The organism is Mycobacterium sp. NGS62, assembly GCF_059812285.1.
On record NZ_JCALCK010000003.1, the window covers coordinates 227,610 to 243,779 of the forward strand.

At 66.0% G+C, this 16,170-nt stretch carries 18 protein-coding genes, 1 tRNA gene and 1 pseudogene; 13 read left to right on the forward strand and 7 right to left on the reverse strand.

Annotated features, from left to right (window positions below; genetic code table 11):
* Positions 1–12: 12 nt before the first annotated feature.
* The 5 genes from AC5Y49_RS10510 to AC5Y49_RS10530 form a co-directional block, all read right to left on the reverse strand.
* The gene (locus AC5Y49_RS10510) at positions 13–1,101 is read right to left on the reverse strand and encodes a YncE family protein (RefSeq protein ID WP_499886708.1); all 1,089 of its coding nucleotides are present in this window, start codon (positions 1,099–1,101) and stop codon (positions 13–15) included.
* Positions 1,102–1,474: 373 nt separating this feature from the next.
* Entirely contained in the window at positions 1,475–3,031 is a 1,557-nt protein-coding gene (locus tag AC5Y49_RS10515) for an FAD-dependent monooxygenase (RefSeq protein ID WP_499886709.1), read from the reverse strand.
* A gap of 30 nt (positions 3,032–3,061) precedes the next feature.
* Positions 3,062–3,673, reverse strand: coding sequence for a TetR/AcrR family transcriptional regulator (locus AC5Y49_RS10520; protein ID WP_499886710.1), 612 nt, complete (start codon positions 3,671–3,673; stop codon positions 3,062–3,064).
* 90 nt (positions 3,674–3,763) lie between these two features.
* Positions 3,764–4,075 (reverse strand): DUF732 domain-containing protein, encoded by a 312-nt coding sequence (locus AC5Y49_RS10525; protein WP_499886711.1) that lies wholly within the window; start codon positions 4,073–4,075, stop codon positions 3,764–3,766.
* Positions 4,076–4,181: 106 nt separating this feature from the next.
* A tRNA-Leu gene (locus tag AC5Y49_RS10530) sits at positions 4,182–4,255 on the reverse strand.
* 249 nt (positions 4,256–4,504) lie between these two features.
* Here AC5Y49_RS10530 and AC5Y49_RS10535 point away from each other — a divergent pair.
* The 9 genes and pseudogenes from AC5Y49_RS10535 (at position 4,505) to AC5Y49_RS10575 (ending at position 9,795) form a co-directional block, all read left to right on the forward strand.
* On the forward strand, positions 4,505–4,804 hold the full coding sequence (locus AC5Y49_RS10535; RefSeq protein WP_499886712.1) for a PE family protein: 300 nt from the start codon (positions 4,505–4,507) through the stop codon (positions 4,802–4,804).
* Between the two features lie 11 nt (positions 4,805–4,815).
* On the forward strand, positions 4,816–6,039 hold the full coding sequence (locus tag AC5Y49_RS10540) for a PPE family protein (RefSeq protein ID WP_499886713.1): 1,224 nt from the start codon (positions 4,816–4,818) through the stop codon (positions 6,037–6,039).
* Between the two features lie 122 nt (positions 6,040–6,161).
* The gene (locus AC5Y49_RS10545; protein WP_499883910.1) at positions 6,162–6,458 is read left to right on the forward strand and encodes a WXG100 family type VII secretion target; all 297 of its coding nucleotides are present in this window, start codon (positions 6,162–6,164) and stop codon (positions 6,456–6,458) included.
* A gap of 11 nt (positions 6,459–6,469) precedes the next feature.
* Positions 6,470–6,754, forward strand: coding sequence for a WXG100 family type VII secretion target (locus AC5Y49_RS10550; protein WP_499883909.1), 285 nt, complete (start codon positions 6,470–6,472; stop codon positions 6,752–6,754).
* Between the two features lie 255 nt (positions 6,755–7,009).
* A pseudogene (locus AC5Y49_RS10555) lies at positions 7,010–7,303 on the forward strand (PE family protein); the annotation flags it as partial.
* Between the two features lie 294 nt (positions 7,304–7,597).
* The gene (locus AC5Y49_RS10560) at positions 7,598–7,861 is read left to right on the forward strand and encodes a PE/PPE C-terminal domain-containing protein (RefSeq protein ID WP_499887245.1); all 264 of its coding nucleotides are present in this window, start codon (positions 7,598–7,600) and stop codon (positions 7,859–7,861) included.
* Between the two features lie 47 nt (positions 7,862–7,908).
* Positions 7,909–9,081, forward strand: a complete 1,173-nt coding sequence (locus AC5Y49_RS10565) for a PPE family protein (protein WP_499886715.1) — start codon at positions 7,909–7,911, stop codon at positions 9,079–9,081.
* A gap of 121 nt (positions 9,082–9,202) precedes the next feature.
* Entirely contained in the window at positions 9,203–9,499 is a 297-nt protein-coding gene (locus tag AC5Y49_RS10570; protein WP_499886717.1) for a WXG100 family type VII secretion target, read from the forward strand.
* A gap of 11 nt (positions 9,500–9,510) precedes the next feature.
* Positions 9,511–9,795, forward strand: a complete 285-nt coding sequence (locus AC5Y49_RS10575) for a WXG100 family type VII secretion target (RefSeq protein WP_499883909.1) — start codon at positions 9,511–9,513, stop codon at positions 9,793–9,795.
* A gap of 58 nt (positions 9,796–9,853) precedes the next feature.
* On the opposite strand, the gene AC5Y49_RS10580 is transcribed toward AC5Y49_RS10575, so the two are convergent.
* Together AC5Y49_RS10580 and AC5Y49_RS10585 are read right to left on the reverse strand one after the other, a co-directional pair.
* The gene (locus AC5Y49_RS10580; RefSeq protein ID WP_499886718.1) at positions 9,854–11,230 is read right to left on the reverse strand and encodes a PPE family protein; all 1,377 of its coding nucleotides are present in this window, start codon (positions 11,228–11,230) and stop codon (positions 9,854–9,856) included.
* A gap of 34 nt (positions 11,231–11,264) precedes the next feature.
* Positions 11,265–11,570, reverse strand: a complete 306-nt coding sequence (locus AC5Y49_RS10585; protein WP_499886720.1) for a PE family protein — start codon at positions 11,568–11,570, stop codon at positions 11,265–11,267.
* A gap of 357 nt (positions 11,571–11,927) precedes the next feature.
* On the opposite strand from AC5Y49_RS10585, the gene AC5Y49_RS10590 reads away from it, so the two are divergent.
* The 4 genes from AC5Y49_RS10590 to kdpA all read left to right on the forward strand — a co-directional run bounded on the left by AC5Y49_RS10590 (position 11,928) and on the right by kdpA (position 16,170).
* Positions 11,928–12,701, forward strand: a complete 774-nt coding sequence (locus tag AC5Y49_RS10590; protein ID WP_499886722.1) for a response regulator transcription factor — start codon at positions 11,928–11,930, stop codon at positions 12,699–12,701.
* Positions 12,698–14,194 carry a sensor histidine kinase gene (locus AC5Y49_RS10595; protein WP_499886724.1) on the forward strand — a complete coding sequence of 499 codons (1,497 nt, stop codon included), beginning with the start codon at positions 12,698–12,700 and terminating at the stop codon, positions 14,192–14,194. Before AC5Y49_RS10590 ends, AC5Y49_RS10595 begins: the two co-directional genes overlap by 4 nt.
* A gap of 216 nt (positions 14,195–14,410) precedes the next feature.
* Positions 14,411–14,500, forward strand: a complete 90-nt coding sequence (locus tag AC5Y49_RS10600) for a potassium-transporting ATPase subunit F (RefSeq protein WP_499886726.1) — start codon at positions 14,411–14,413, stop codon at positions 14,498–14,500.
* Entirely contained in the window at positions 14,500–16,170 is a 1,671-nt protein-coding gene (kdpA, locus tag AC5Y49_RS10605) for a potassium-transporting ATPase subunit KdpA (protein WP_499886728.1), read from the forward strand. Before AC5Y49_RS10600 ends, kdpA begins: the two co-directional genes overlap by 1 nt.

The following is a 16,170-nucleotide window of genomic DNA, read 5'->3' on the forward strand; positions in this document are numbered from 1 at the left end:
TCAGCTCGCCCGTCAGGTCATGGCCGGCTCGAGCTGCAGCAGCTCGGGCATGGCCCACGCGTGCGGAGCGGTGGGCTCGTCGTCCGCCGACATCAGCAGTGCGGCGGCGGTCGAGGCGATCGTGAACACAGTGATCGACCCGGCGTAGTCGGCGACGTAAAGGTGGGTACCGTCCGGGCTTTCCACTGCACACGACGGCGCACCGGCCACGGTGATGCTGCCGGCGATGTCGTGGGTGTGCGTGCTCAGGACAGTCACGCGCTCGTCGTCGACGAGGTAGGCGCGTTCACCGTCGCGGCTGAGCGCCAGCTGCACGAGCAGACCATTGATCTCGGCGATCTTGCTGGTGGCGGCGATCATGTTGGTGCGGGTATCGACGACGTCGAGAACCGCGCCGAAGTCAGGACCGCAACTGGCCACATAGACCCGTGACCCGTCCCAACTGGGCGCGACATCGCGGATCGGCGAGCCGATCTCCACGGTGTCGACGACACGCTGCTCGCGGGCGTCGACGACGGCGAGTTTTCCGCTCGACGCTCCGTTGGTCGCGACGTACACCCGGCGTCCGTCCGGGCTGACCCGGACGCATTCGGTGCTGGTGCCCGCGGCAGCCTCGATGCCGATCGCATCGACGCTACCGGTCCTGGTGTCCAGCACTGCCAGGTCGGCGCCGCCGGCTGCCGTTCGTCCGGCATAGACCCGCTCCCCGTCGGCGCTTACCGCGAGGTCGCGGACGCTACACGCGACAGGGTGGACCCCCACGACGCGGTTGGTGTCGATGTCCACGGCGACAATCGCGTCATACGCCGCCGTTACCGTGCTGACGTAGGCTCGCCGGCCGGCGGTGGCTATGGCGAACGGTTCATTGAGTCCGGTCAGGGACCGCACGGCAGCACCTGAACCCGCGTCGATCGTCGAGACGCTGTCAGCGCCGTAGTTCGTCACCATCAGCCGGCCTTCCGGGCCGACGGCGATCCCGCTGATCGGGCCGCGGGGTACGCGGATGTCGCCGACCTTTGCGAAACTCAGTGCAGTGCCGACGTCCATCGACGACTTGCCGCTGACCGGATCCCGGTCGTTGGCATAGCTGAGATCGCGCACGGTGGCACCTGCCTTTGCTCGTTCGCCCGACGTGTCTCGGACGGTGACACCGAGTGGCCTGGCCGGGCGTTAAGGTTTTGCGGCCCCGATGTCATCTGTATTCGCGCCTTCCAGCGCTGCTTCGGAGCGAGTCTAGTGGCCGAATTCGGCCGTAAACGTGTGCGTTTCGACGCACTGTCTCTTGCGTCACGCCGTTAACTCAGGCTGCGCTTAGACAAAGATTCGCGGCGTATTACGACGGCTGGATAGAGCGAACGCGACGGCGTCTTTGGCCAGGCTGTTTTGCTTGAGAAGCTAACGGCGGTCCCGGTTATGGCGCTGATTGTGCGCGACTAAGATTCTCTTAATCTTTGTGCCGCAAGAGCGGTCAAAATCACATACTTCCTAGGTCGACGCGCCCGGGATCGCCGGCGGTGGGCACGAACCAGCGCGTCAATGCGCCGCTTAACCGATCGAGGTCGTCATTTCCGCAACTGTTGCTCGCCCAGGCCACGTAACCATCGGGCCGGATCAGCATCGCAGCAGGTAACTCCGGCCCCTGCGCGACGACGACGTTGACCCGCTCGGGGCAGCACACCGCCGATTCCGCGACTGCGCCGCCGGCGAGGTCGAGCAGCACCGGACGGCCCGGGCGCATGAGTTCAGCGACCCGTTGCCCGTTCGCCAATCTCAGGTCGGGAATCAATCGTCCCGACAGCACGTGGCTGTCGCCGACGTCGTAACGCACATCCGACCCGGCGAGCAGGTGTGCGATATGCGCTGCGGTGTCCGGCTTGGCCAACAATTCAGCGAAGAGCGTCCGCAGCGCACCAACCTCGGGCCCGGGCGCCATCAGGGCACTTTGGGACATCGACTGCATCATGACCCGCTGCCCCACCGGGTAGCGCTCGGAATGGTAGGTGTCGAGCAATCCCTCTGGCGCCCAGCCATTCACCGCGGCCGCCAGTTTCCATCCCAGATTGACCGCGTCCTGCAAACCAAGGTTGAGGCCGGGACCGCCCATCGCGGAGTGCACGTGCGCAGCGTCACCGACAAGAAAGACGTTGCCGTCCCGATAACGCTCGGCCTGCCTGGTGTTTTGACCGTCGATCCGGCGCAAGGCATGCGGCCCCGGCCCCAGCGGCGGCGCAATCGGCACGTCAACTCCGAGCACCCGGCACAGGCTCTCACGCATCTCCTGCACCGTCATCGGCGTCTCGACGGCTAACGGATCGGCACCGAACTCCACGGTGCCGATCAGTGGGCGGCCAGGCTCGAATTCGGCGAAGATGAACGTCCCGCCGTCCATTCGGTTGTGCGGAAAGGTAATTCGGCCCACACCCGGTATGTCCAGACTGCCGTCGGCGGCGCGGAACTCGTCCGGTATCGACACGTGGGCCAGCCGGCCCACCACCGGCGCGGTGCTGCCGGGAAACTCGATACCCACGTTCTTGCGCACCAGGCTGCGTCCGCCGTCGGCGCCCACCAGGAATCTCGTCGCAAGCCCGTAAGAGCCGTGCGGCGCGGCGATATTGAGATCGACCCTGTCTTCCCGCTGGGCTAAGTCGACCAGCTCGTGGCCCCACCGGATATCAACCCCGAGGTCCCGAGCGCGCTGTTCGAGCAGCCGCACCAGCCGCGGTTGCTGAATCCCCAGCGCATACATCGGGTTGTCGGCTACCTCGCCGAAAGAAACCGGCATCCCGCTGAAGATGTAGCCGGGAATCGGCTCCGGAGCATCAGGCGTTCCAGGGACCATCGTGTAGAGGCCGCGCATGTCGAGTATTCGAATCACCTGGCCGACAAGCCCGTTGGCCTTTGGCTCCGTACTGGGCTCCGGAAGGGCGTCAAGGACGACCGGTCGCACGCCGGCGAGTGCCAACTCGCATGCCACCATGAGGCCGGTCGGTCCGGCGCCGGAAATGACCACGTCGACCGGGTTTTCGTGCACGGCAGAGCCTCTCAGTTCATCTCGCCACGGTCACCGGGCAGTCGACGGTGGCAGCCCGGCAGCAACGCTGGAAAACCCGTTGTTCAGCAGGGTGACGATATTCACCGGTGGATCCGCATGGACATAGGTATCGAGTGCGGCTTCGACGACGGCTCGGACCACGCCGGCAACCAAACGCGGGTACATGTCTCGCAGCGGGTCGGTCCCAGTACGCTCGGCGACCACCTCGACCCAGTCCGCGAAGACCTCGTTGGAGATCGCCATCCGAGCCTCGGGCGCCAACAACAGCGTGCGCAACTCGGTCTGAAGTGCGGTGCTCGGCAGGAAATCGTCGGCACCGTCGGCCTCCAGGGGTTCGCTCACCGCCGCGCTGATCGCTGCCCAGATCGGCTCGCCGGCGGGCCGGGCCCGTAACACGACCAAACTGCGCCGCACCCGTTCGACCTGTCGATACGCCAGCACGTCGTACTTGCCGGCGAAGTAATTGCCGAAGGTGCGTACCGACACGCCCGCCCTAGCGGCGATGTCCTCGCGGGTGACATTGTCCAAGCCCCGCTCGAAAACCAAACTCAGCGCCGCGTCGCTCAGCGCTTTGCGGGTATCGAGCTTTTTGCGGTCCCGCAACCCTAACGACCGGCTCACAGGACCAACATAGCGAAATTTTTGCCCACTAGGCAATATTGCCTAGTGGGCAATGGGTTGGTTAGGAACGCAGCGCTTCAGTAGCGCCGATCAGAGGTGTTCGGGGCAGTAGGCGCTCGCCGCGTCCACCGCAAAGATCGCAGCATGTTGGGGGGTGAAGCCGGGGTTGGTGGTGCGCACCGCGTTGACGGTGTCCATCGGCGTCAAGCCGCCGTCCATCAGCTCGCAGACCGCCCTGCCAGCGGCAATGGCCTGGCCGTTGCCACGGTGGGAGATTCCGTGTTGGTTGAGCGCCGCGAGGAAGCTCGCATCGCCACCGCCGCCGGACTCATCGGCGTATGCAGGCGCGGCGAGCCCGACAAGGGCGGCGGCGCTGGCCAGCAGCAGGACTGTGCGTTTCATAGCTCGAAGTCTGCCGAGCAGCCGTTACAGCAGTGTTACCGATCTTTTAGGGCCCCTCGCCGAACTGTTAAATCGGCGTTACGCCCCCTTGCGGCCTCGTCGACAGTGCCCCCAGTCGGACTCGAACCGACACTGGACGGATTTTAAGTCCGCTGCCTCTGCCAATTGGGCTATGGGGGCCCGGCGGCGAATGTAGCGCGAAGCCGCACCCGCCGGCCCGGCGGTCCCTGCCGACAGCGCCAGGTGACAACGATGTGTCCTGCGACGCCACGGTGTTAAGAGTTGCGGCTCAGCGGTTACGAAGCAGTTAACCAGCTATCACTCAGGCTTGTTTTTGGGCAACTGTAGAGCCGTGAAATCGGTAGTGCGACAGCACCGTAATGGCCGCACCTGCTTTGTGGGTCGGCTCGCTTTCCTTAAGGAGGAGTCATGTCTTTCGTGACCACTCAGCCCGAGGCGTTGCTGGCTGCGGCCGGCAGCCTGCAGGGAATCGGCTCGACGATGGCCGCCCAAAACGCAGCCGTGGCGGCTCCGACCACTGGTGTGATTCCCGCTGCCGCCGACGAGGTTTCGGCGTTGACGGCCACCCAGTTCGCCGCGCACGCCACGCTGTATCAGGCGGTCAGCGCCCAGGCCGAAGCCATTCACGAAATGTTCGTCAGCACGTTGGGCACCAGCGCCGGGTCCTATGCGGCGACCGAGGCCGCCAACGCGATCGCGGCCGGGTAGGAGACACTCCCGTGTTCGATTTCGGAGCGCTCCCGCCGGAGGTCAACTCCGCCCGCATCTACGCCGGCCCCGGCCCGGGGCCGATGATGGCCGCCGCCTCGGCATGGAACGCATTGGCCGCGGAGTTAAGCACGACAGCAGCCTCCTATGAGTCGGTGATCTCCGGACTGGCCAGCCAAGAGTGGATTGGCCCGGCCTCGGCGTCGATGGCGACCGCGGCCACGCCCTACGTGGCATGGATGAGTCAGAGTGCCGCCCAAGCTCAAAAGGCTGCCAGCCAAGCCCAGGCGGCCGCGGCCGCCTATGAGGCCGCGTTTGCGATGACGGTGCCCCCACCGGTCGTCGCCGCCAACCGCACGCAGTTGGCCACGCTGGTGGCCACCAACTTCCTGGGGCAGAACACCCCCGCCATCGCGGCCACCGAAGCCCACTACGGCGAAATGTGGGCCCAAGACGCCGCAGCGATGTACGGCTACGCGGCCACTTCGGCGGTGGCCGCCCAATTGACGCCGTTCAACCCACCGAACAACAACACGAATCCGGCCGGCGTCGGCAACCAGGCCGCCGCAGTGACTCAAGCGACCGCCAGTGCAGCAGGCACACACAGCCAAATCAGTCAACTGATGACCACGCTGCCCAACGCATTGCAATCAATGTCCTCGCCACTGCAGTCCACGTCCGCCGCGTCGGGACTGCTCAGCGCGGCCCCGAGTGCGCTCTCGTCGTCGGACGCGCTGGATGTGATCTTGAACGGGATCTCGTCCGGAGGCGCAACAGCCGTGATGTATATACCTTCCACGTTGATTCCCAGCATGATTGGTTACTTCGCCGGGCCAGGCTTCAACGCCGCGGGAGGTGGCGCAGTGGGCAGCGGCCTGGGGTCACTCCTGGCTCCTGGTGGCGCGCTGGGGAACCTGGGCGCACTCGGTGGCAGTGTCGGCAGCGGGATCAGTGGCGCGGGCACGGCCAGCTCGGCGGTATCCGCGGGTGTGGGGCAAGCTACGACTGTCGGATCGCTGTCGGTTCCTCCGACATGGGCCGCGGCCACGCCGACCGGTGCCGCCGCTCCGACAGTGCAGGGCACCGGCTGGGCTGCCGCCCCCGAAACCAATTCGGTGGCGGCCGTGCCCCCCGGGATGACCGGAGCCGGTATGGGCAACCGCGGTTATGGCTTTGGGGCGCCGCGGTACGGGTTTAAGCCGACGGTGATGGGCCGGCCGGTGGTGGCGGGATAGGGGGAAAAGGAAAACAACATGTCACACGTTTGAAGCCGCCCGTTCAACCCCAGGTCGTACCCTGGGAATATCACGGGCCAGCACCCTCACACCGAGACTGACTTCACCTGAAGGAGACCGTTATGACTACCCGGTTTATGACCGACCCGCACGCCATGCGCGACATGGCCGGCCGCTTTGACGTGCACGCCCAAACCGTCGAAGACGAAGCCCGCAAAATGTGGGCCTCGTCCCAAAACATCGCCGGAGCCGGCTGGAGCGGAACCGCCCAGCTGACCTCGCACGACACCATGGGCCAGATGAACACCGCGTTTCGCAACATCGTCAACATGCTCCACGGCGTGCGCGACGGGCTGATCCGCGACGCCAACAACTACGAGCAGCAAGAACAAGCATCCCAGCAGATCCTGAGCAGCTAGGAGAACCCGCAATGACCATCAACTACCAATTCGGTGACGTCGATGCCCACGGCGCGCTGATCCGCGCCCAGGCCGCCTCCCTAGAAGCCGAACACCAGGCCATCATCCGCGATGTCCTTGCCGCCGGCGACTTTTGGGGCGGCGCGGGCTCAGTGGCCTGCCAGGAATTCATCACCCAGTTGGGCCGCAACTTCCAAGTCATCTACGAACAAGCCAACACCCACGGCCAAAAAGTCCAAACCGCCGGCAACAACATGGCCTCCACCGACTCCGCCGTCGGCTCCAGCTGGGCCTAACCACAACCACAACCGTGGCCCGCACACCCCCGGGTGTGCGGGCCACACTTATGTCAGCGGCCTGATGGAGACCGCGCACCTGGCAGGTGACAGGAAACCGTCAAGGAATATCGCCGCAGCGTTAAGAAGACGTTAACGACTTCTCACACCGCGTTCTTCGCGGGGAACTGTGGAAGACGTGGCTACGGTAATGCGGCACCACGTCAGTGCCCGGCCCCGGTACGCGGGTCGGCTCGTTTTCCGTGAGGAGAAGTCATGTCTTTCGTGACCACCCATCCTGAAGCCTTGACGGCCGCGGCGGCCAGCTTGCAGGGAATCGGCTCGACGTTGACCGCGCAGAACGCGGCGGCCGCGGCCCCGACCACCGGCGTGGTCCCCGCTGCCGCCGACACGGTATCCGCCTTGCAGGCAACACAATTCGCTGCCTACGGCACGCTGTATCAACAGGTCGGTGCACAAGCCACCGCGATTCACGAGATGTTCGTGAACACGCTTGGCGCCAGCGCCGGCGCATACGGCGCCACCGAGGCCGTCAACTCGGCCCAGGCCGCCGCCACCGGCGGCAGCGGCGGACTCCTCGGTTTGTTGACCGGGTCCGGGTCGTCCTCGTCGGGCTCGGGGTTCTTCAGCAACGTGGGAAGTGCCTTCACGACTCAGGTAGGGAACTTTGGCTCCGCCGCGTCGGACCTGCTGCAACTCGGGAGCTCCGGTTTCCTCGCTCCAGGCGAACTGACGGGCGCTGGGGCTACGACCACCGGGGCACTCCCTCCGGTGGGCTTGGGCGCGGCGGCCCTGGCGAACGCGGCGGGGCCGGCAGGTACTGGCAGCTTCAATGGGGCGCCGGTGTCGGCAGGTTTGGGCCGAGCATCCTCCGTCGCTGGATTGTCGGTGCCGCCGAGTTGGGCCGGTGCGGCCGCCCCGTCCAGCCCTGCCCCCACGACGTTGACGGGCGCGGGCTGGACCAGTGCCGCCCCGCACAGCTCGACGATGGCCACCATGCCGGCCGGGATGCCGTCGGCGGCTTCGGCCGGACGCGGCGGCATCGGCTTCGGCGCTCCACGCTACGGCGTCAAGCCGACCGTGATGCCCAAGCCTGCGGTCGTCTAGCGCCTCGTCAGGCAAATCGGCTACTGAGGAAACGAGGTTGGAAAGAAATGGACTTCGGAGCGTTACCACCGGAAATCAACTCCGCACGCATCTACGCCGGCCCCGGCGCGGCGCCGATGATGGCCGCCGCGTCCTCCTGGAGTGCGCTGGGCGCCGAGCTGTCCACTGCGGCAGCCTCCTATGAATCGGTGATCTCCGGTCTGACCAGCGAAGAGTGGCTGGGACCGGCATCGACGGCGATGGCAGCTGCGGCCGCGCCGTACGTGGGGTGGATGAACACCACGGCCGCGGCCGCCGAGCATGCCGCCGCCCAGGCAATGGCATCTGCCGCGGCCTACGAGGCGGCGTTCGCGATGACGGTGCCCCCGCCGGTGATCGCGGCCAACCGGGCTCAGCTGGCCGCATTGGTGGCCACCAATTTCCTCGGCCAAAACACCCCGGCGATCGCGGCCACCGAAGCGCTCTATGCCGAAATGTGGGCCCAAGACGCCGCGGCCATGTACGGCTACGCGGGCACCAGCGCGATCGCCGGACGATTGCAGCCGCTGACCTCCCCGACGCCAAACAGCAACCCGGCCGGGCTGGCCGGCCAGGCCGCCGCGGTCTCGACCGCTGGCACGCAGACGGGGCTGTCCCAGCTGGTCTCCGCTTTGCCCAGCGCGATGCAAGGACTGGGCTCTCCGCTGGCTGCATCACCTGGATTGGGCGGGCTCGACAACCTCCTGGGCAACGGCTTGCTAACGAATGTCATCGGCCAGGCAGGAAACATCACGGCCTGGAACATGTTCGCCGGCATATCGGCAGGGGTCGGGCTTGCAAATGCTGAGGGCGCGGGACTTGGCGGTGTCGACGGTGCGCTGGGAGCGGGCCTGGGCGGCGGCCTCGGGCCAGTGGGCGCGGCCGGCCTAGCCGGCGCGGGGGCGCCAGCAAGCTCTGCCGCCGTCGGCGGCGCGCCGGTGTTGGCGGGTGTGGGCAGGGCAGCCACGGTCGGCGGCTTGTCGGTACCGGGCAGTTGGTCGGCGGCTACGCCGGCGGGCACCGGTTCTGCGACGTTAGCGGGCACCGGGTGGACCGCCGCCGCCGAGGAAAGCACGGCGGTGGCCAGCGTGCCGGCCGGGATGCCCGGGGCGGCCGGTATGGGCAACCGCGGTTATGGCTTTGGTGCGCCGCGGTATGGGTTCAAGCCGACGGTGATGGGCCGGCCGGTGGTGGCCGGATAGGGGGAAAAGGAAAACAACATGTCACACGTTTGAAGCCACCCGTTCAACCCCAGGTCGTACCCTGGGAATATCACGGGCCAGCACCGGCACCCAAGACTGACTTCACCCTAAGGAGAACCCAATGACTACCCGGTTTATGACCGACCCGCACGCCATGCGCGACATGGCCGGCCGCTTTGATGTGCACGCCCAAACCGTCGAAGACGAAGCCCGCAAAATGTGGGCCTCGTCCCAAAACATCGCCGGCGCCGGCTGGAGCGGAACCGCCCAGCTGACCTCGCACGACACCATGGGCCAGATGAACACCGCGTTTCGCAACATCGTCAACATGCTCCACGGCGTGCGCGACGGGCTGATCCGCGACGCCAACAACTACGAATCCCAAGAACAAGCGTCCCAGCAGATCCTGAGCAGCTAGGAGAACCCACAATGACCATCAACTACCAATTCGGTGACGTCGATGCCCACGGCGCGCTGATCCGCGCCCAGGCCGCCTCCCTAGAAGCCGAACACCAGGCCATCATCCGCGATGTGCTTGCCGCCGGCGACTTTTGGGGCGGCGCGGGCTCAGTGGCCTGCCAGGAATTCATCACGCAGTTGGGCCGCAACTTCCAAGTCATCTACGAACAAGCCAACACCCACGGCCAAAAAGTCCAAACCGCCGGCAACAACATGGCCTCCACCGACTCCGCCGTCGGCTCCAGCTGGGCCTAACTACACCCACAACGTGGCCCGCACACCCCCCGGGTGTGCGGGCCACAACCTTTTGCGGCTACCCCGCCATCGGCGAGTGCGGGACCACGCTGGACCGGAAGCCGATGGCCCGGACCGCACCGTCGACCTCACGCCCGGACACGCCCGGCATCACCAGCTTGGGCACGGCAGTCCCGCCCGGCGCTACCGCCGGAGCGGCGGCACCGAGATTGGTGCTCGGCAACGGCATGGCGCTGGCCGGGTGGATCGCTCCTAACGGGGCGGACCCGAACCAGTTCTGCGGCACCGACATCCCACTCAGCGAGGCCGCCTGCCCGACGCCTGCTGAGGCTCCGGCACCGCCCAAGCCGCCACCCAAGCCGCCGAGGCCGTGCAGCGGTCCTAACCCTCCTAGACCTCCGAAGCTCCCCAACGGTCCGAAGCCCCCGCCCTCGGTCAGCGTGTCGGCGCCCAGGAAATCGAGGCCCAGGCCGCCGAAATCGACGCCCAAGCCGCCGCCGTCCAAGCCGACCAGACCGACCCCGTCCTCGGCAAAGCCGGCCGTGTCCAGAGCCAGGCCAATGCCGCCCGCATTGCTTAACTCCGGCAGAGCGCCAGGCAGGGCAGCCGCCGACGCGCCCAGGCCGGCACCCTTGCCGGCACCCTTGAGGGCCCCTTTGCCCGACGCACCGGTCATCCCCGTGAGCATGCTGGCCGGCGTGGTGGCCGCCGAGGTCGCGGCGGACGTCCCGGTGCCCAGCGCCATCTGCGACATTCCCGCCGTGGACGACGTTGACTGCACCGGCTGGGCGAGCCCCTGCAGAGTTTGGGGCACATTCGACAGCGACGACGTCATGGTTTGCGCATGGGTGCCGGCAGACGTGCCGGCGGTATGCGCGACGGCGGCAGTTTGGCTGGCCAACCCGCCCGGGTTGGTGTTTTGCGGCGGCGGGGCGAACGGCGTCAACGTCGAGGCAGCCCCCGCGCTGCCCGCATAGCCGTACATTGCTGCAGCGTCCTGGGCCCACATCTCGCCGTAATGGGCCTCGGTGGCCATGATCGCCGGGGTGTTCTGACCCAGAAGGTTGGTGGCAATCAGGGTCATCAACTGAGCGCGGTTGGCGGCGATCACCGGAGGCGGCACCGTCATCGCAAACGCCGCCTCGTAGGCGCTTGCCGCCGCTTTGGCCTGAGTCGCGGTCTGTTCAGCCTGGGCGGCGGTTGCGCTCATCCAGGTCACATACGGTGCGGCCGCGGCCGCCATCGACACCGACGCGGGCCCCTGCCACGACCCGGCGGTCAACCCCGTGACCACCGATTGATAGCCGGCGGCCGCGGAATGCAGGTCGGCGGCCAGCCCGTCCCAGGCGGTCGACGCGGCCAGCAGCGGCCCCGGACCCGCGCCCGCGTACATGCGCGCGGAGTTGATTTCCGGCGGCAATGCGCCAAAATCCATCGCCTCTACCCTTTCGTTGCGTTAGCTGGCCTGCTCAAATTCGGGCCGCATTGGCGGCCTCGGTGGCCGCATACGAAGCTGCGCTGGTCTGCAGCGTGGTCACGAACATCTCGTGGACCGCGGCAGCTTGGGCACCGATGGCTTGATAGTTCCCGGCATGCGCGACAAACTGCGCCGCGGTCAACGCCGACACCACGTCGGCGGCCGCCGGTACCACCGCGCCGGTCGGGCCGGCCGCCGCTGCATTTCCCGCGGCCATCTGCGAGCCGATGCCATGCAGATGGCCGGCCGCAGCCGCCAGCGCCTCCGGGTGCGTGTTGACAAATGCTGCGAAAGACATTGATGTCTCCTAACTTTCTCCAAAACCGAAGCTGGCCACTACTCGACACTTGCCGTGCGCAAACTCCGCGGCGACGGGCAATGGCCGCTAGCGGCCGCCTAAGATCGCGGGCGTCAATATCAAAGCTGTTTGCGCGCAGGCGATTAGAACGGCGCACTCCGCTGTACGTCATGTCGTGGCTCAACGGCTATGCACCACCGTATTTTTCGTATACAAGCCATATCAAGTAGGCTCATGGAATACATAGAAAACGCATATCTGTCGGTACGGGGCACCGGACCGGGCGGGTGCCCGCTACATTTGAGAACTCTATGAACTCCGTGACAACCTCATGTGTGCCAGGGAGAATGTAGGAACATGACCGCAATGTCCGGTTACGCACGCGAACAGCGGCCACGCCAGGCCATCCTCGGGCAGCTGCCCCGGATTAACCGGGCCGACGGATCGCCGATCCGGGTTTTGCTGGTTGACGACGAGCCGGCGCTGACCAATCTGGTCAAGATGGCCCTGCATTACGAAGGCTGGGTTGTCGACGTCGCGCACAACGGCCGCGAGGCCGTCGCCAAGTTCGACAAGGTCGGCCCGGACGTGCTGGTGCTCGACATCATGCTTCCGGATATGGACGGACTGCAGATCCTGCAGCGGGTGCGTGAATCAGACGCCTACACCCCGACGCTGTTTTTAACCGCCCGTGATTCGGTGATGGACCGGGTCACCGGCTTGACCGCGGGCGCCGACGATTACATGACCAAACCGTTCAGCCTCGAGGAGCTCGTCGCCAGGCTGCGCGGACTGCTTCGGCGGTCCAATCACCTGGCGCCGCCGGCCGAGGAGGTCCTGACCGTCGGCGACCTCACCTTGGACGGCGCCAGCCGCGAGGTCACCCGCGGTGAAACACTGATCTCGCTGACGTCGACCGAGTTCGAACTGCTGCGATTCCTGATGCGCAATCCGCGTCGCGCGTTGACCCGCACCGAAATTCTGGACCGAGTTTGGAACTATGATTTCGCGGGGCGGACCAGCATCGTCGATTTGTACATCTCGTATCTGCGGAAGAAGCTCGACTCCGGCAGAGATCCGATGATCCACACCGTTCGCGGCGTCGGATACATGCTGCGATCGCCGGAATGATCCGACGTCGGGTCACGCCGTGGTGGCGGACGCGATCCGTGCGCAGGCAGTTGGTGTTGAGCGTATCCGCCGTTGTCTGTGTGGTTTTGGTGGCAGTCGACATTGTCTCGGTGTTAAGCCTGCGCGCATACGTCACGACGATGAACGACGCCGAGGTTGTCGAATCGCTGGACGCACTGAGCCACTCGGTCACCCGCTACCGCAGCGGAGAGGGAGCGCACGGCGGCATACCCATCGAGACGGCGATGCTGGGTTTCACCGGCCAAACGCCCGAAAACCTGATCGCGATACTGCATGACGGCACGGTGGTCGGCTCGGCTGTCTTCTCCGAAGACGAGCCGCACCCGGCGCCTGCCGACGTAGTTCGCGCCATCGAGTCACATACCTGGGCCGACGGCCCGCCACGCACCGAACAGCTGGGCAGCTTGGGCTCCTACCGAGTCGACAGCCGCGCCGACGGCGCGGACCGTCTGCTGGTCGGGGTATCGCTGAACCTCGCCAATCGTACGATCGAACGCCGAACGGTCACCGCCACAGCGCTTCTGGCCGGAGCCCTGTTGGTCACAGCGATCCTGACGATTTGGGTGGTCGGCTACGCGCTGCGGCCGCTGCGCCGGGTGGCCGCAACTGCCGCCGAGGTCGCGGCCATGCCACTCATCGGCGACGAGCACCGCATCACCACGCGGGTGCGCCCCGACGACACCGACCCGAACAACGAAGTCGGGATTGTCGGACACACATTGAATCGCTTGCTGGACAACGTCGATGGCGCGTTGGCGCACCGCGTCGAATCCGACCGCCGGATGCGGCAGTTCATCACCGACGCCAGCCACGAACTGCGCACCCCGTTGGCGGCGATTCAGGGCTACGCCGAACTCACCCGCCAGGACAGCTCGGCCTTGCCGCCGACGACCGAGTATGCGCTGGCCCGTATCGAGTCCGAGGCACTGCGGATGACATCGCTCGTCGACGAATTGCTACTGCTGTCTCGATTGGGTGAAGGCGAGGATCTGGACACCGAAGAGGTTGATCTGGGCGACGTCGTCATCAACGCGGTGAACGACACGGCAGTAGCGGCGCCGACGCACCGTTGGGTCAAAGACTTACCCGAGGAACCGGTATGGGTGCGCGGAGACCGCCACCGTCTGCATCAACTGGTGAGCAACCTGTTGAGTAACGCGCACGTGCACACGCCAGCCGGAGTCACCGTGACGACGGCGATCGCGCGTCATCCCTCGACCACGGATGGGCCCTACGCCGAATTGACCGTCACCGACAACGGGCCCGATATCGAGCCTGCTCTGCTGCCGCACCTGTTCGAGCGATTCGTGCGCGGCGACGTGTCGCGGTCTAACGGCTCCGGCAACGGGTTGGGACTGCCGATCGTCGCGTCGATCGTCAAGGCGCACCATGGAACTGTCACCGCCGAATCCGCAGACGGTCAAACAGTCTTCCGAGTCCGGCTGCCCATGAGCGCGCCGCCAACCGGTTAGCGCGCAGCACCGTCAACGTCGCGGTTGCACCCGTAAAGAAAGCGTCAACGACCCCGCCGCTCGATGCGGCGCGGCGTTAGCGTCGTTGCAGCCCTAGTCGCTGAGGGCGAATTGATGCTGGGTGAACGGAGACGACATGTCTGTTGTGCTCTACCTGCTGTTGAGCGCCGCAGTGTTCGCCCTACTCGGCCTGGTCGTGAAGATGGTCGACGGCCGATGAATCTCGCCAACGCTGTCGGCCTGGCGCTTGCCGTACTCGTTGCGGTGTTCCTCGTTGCGGCGCTGGTCTTTCCGGAGCATTTCTAGTGAATAGTGCCACGGCCGGCCTGCTGTTCCTTGCGCTGCTGATCGTGGCGCTGGCCGTAGTCCACCTGCCGCTCGGCGACTACATGTATCGGGTCTACAGCTCCGAGAGGCATTCGCGTGCAGAACGGTTCGTCTACCGGGTGATCGGCGCAGACCCGTCCACCGAACAAGGCTGGGCGACCTATGCCCGTAGCGTGCTGGCGTTCTCGGCTGTCAGCCTCGGCTTCCTGTTCGTCCTCCAACTCGTCCAAGGCAAGCTCCCGCTGCATCTTCGGCACCCGGCGACACCCATTACTCCGGCGCTGGCGTGGAACACCGCGGTAAGTTTCGTCACCAACACGAATTGGCAGGCCTATGCGGGCGAATCAACGCAGGGCCATCTAGTGCAGATGGCCGGTCTGGCGGTACAGAACTTTGTGTCGGCTGCGGTCGGTATGGCGGTCGCCATCGCGTTCGTTCGCGGCTTTGCCCGCCGGCACACCGCTGAACTCGGCAATTTCTGGGTGGATCTGGTCCGCGGCACACTGCGCATCCTGTTGCCGATCGCAATCATTGGCGCGGTGGTGCTGATCGCAGGCGGCGTCGTGCAGAACTTTCATCTGCACGACCAGATGGTCACCACATTGGCCGGATCGTCGCAGACCATCACCGGCGGCCCGGTGGCCAGCCAGGAGGTGATCAAGGCGCTCGGCACCAACGGCGGCGGCTTCTACAACGCCAACTCGTCGCATCCCTTCGAGAACCCGACCCCCTGGACGAACTGGGTCGAAATCTTTCTGCTGTCGGTGATCAGCTTCTCGTTGCCACGCACCTTCGGCCGCCTGGTCGGCGACACCAAGCAGGGCTACGCGATCGCCGCGGTCATGGCGATCATCGCCGGGGCCAGCCTCACCCTGGTGATGCAGTTGCAGGTGCAACACCACGGCACCGTCCCCACCGCAGTGGGCGCCGCGACAGAAGGTGTCGAGCAGCGTTTCGGGGTCGCCGACTCCGCGGTGTACGCCGGCACGACCACCCTGACATCGACCGGCGCGATCGACTCCGCGCACGACTCCTACACCAGCCTGGGCGGGATGATGCCGCTGTTCAACATGCAGCTGGGTGAGGTGGCGCCCGGCGGCGTCGGCTCCGGCCTGTACGGCATGCTCATCCTGGCCGTGATCACTGTGTTCGTTGCCGGGCTGATGGTCGGGCGAACCCCGGAATATTTGGGCAAGAAGATCACGCCGCGCGAGATCAAGTTTGCGGCAAGCTATTTCCTGATTACCCCGCTGGTCGTGCTGCTCGGCACCGCGATCGCGCTAACCCTGCCCGGCCAGCGTGCCGGCATGGCCAACACCGGACCGCACGGCCTATCGGAAGTCCTGTATGCGTTCACCTCGGCGGCGAACAACAACGGTTCGGCGTTTGCCGGACTCGCCGCCGACACCGTCTGGTACAACACCGCACTCGGTCTCGCGATGCTTATCGGACGGTTTCTGCCGATGATTCTGGTGCTGGCGCTGGCCGGTTCGCTGGCTCGTCAGGGCACGACGCCGGCGTCGATCGGCACCCTGCCCACCCACAAGCCGCAGTTCGTCGGGTTGGTCGTCGGTGTGACGATCATCCTGGTCGCGCTGACTTTTCTGCCAGCGCTGGCCGTCGGCCCCCTCGCCGAGGGCCTGCACTGA

Coding starts and splice junctions, on each gene's coding strand:
- AC5Y49_RS10525 (WP_499886711.1), bottom strand. CDS start 4,075: ATGAAACGCACAGTCCTGCTGCTGGCCAGCGCCGCCGCCCTTGTCGGG.
- AC5Y49_RS10545 (WP_499883910.1), top strand. CDS start 6,162: ATGACTACCCGGTTTATGACCGACCCGCACGCCATGCGCGACATGGCC.
- AC5Y49_RS10535 (WP_499886712.1), top strand. CDS start 4,505: ATGTCTTTCGTGACCACTCAGCCCGAGGCGTTGCTGGCTGCGGCCGGC.
- AC5Y49_RS10585 (WP_499886720.1), bottom strand. CDS start 11,570: ATGTCTTTCGCAGCATTTGTCAACACGCACCCGGAGGCGCTGGCGGCT.
- AC5Y49_RS10600 (WP_499886726.1), top strand. CDS start 14,411: ATGAATCTCGCCAACGCTGTCGGCCTGGCGCTTGCCGTACTCGTTGCG.
- AC5Y49_RS10550 (WP_499883909.1), top strand. CDS start 6,470: ATGACCATCAACTACCAATTCGGTGACGTCGATGCCCACGGCGCGCTG.
- AC5Y49_RS10570 (WP_499886717.1), top strand. CDS start 9,203: ATGACTACCCGGTTTATGACCGACCCGCACGCCATGCGCGACATGGCC.
- AC5Y49_RS10595 (WP_499886724.1), top strand. CDS start 12,698: ATGATCCGACGTCGGGTCACGCCGTGGTGGCGGACGCGATCCGTGCGC.
- AC5Y49_RS10575 (WP_499883909.1), top strand. CDS start 9,511: ATGACCATCAACTACCAATTCGGTGACGTCGATGCCCACGGCGCGCTG.
- AC5Y49_RS10565 (WP_499886715.1), top strand. CDS start 7,909: ATGGACTTCGGAGCGTTACCACCGGAAATCAACTCCGCACGCATCTAC.
- AC5Y49_RS10580 (WP_499886718.1), bottom strand. CDS start 11,230: ATGGATTTTGGCGCATTGCCGCCGGAAATCAACTCCGCGCGCATGTAC.
- AC5Y49_RS10590 (WP_499886722.1), top strand. CDS start 11,928: ATGACCGCAATGTCCGGTTACGCACGCGAACAGCGGCCACGCCAGGCC.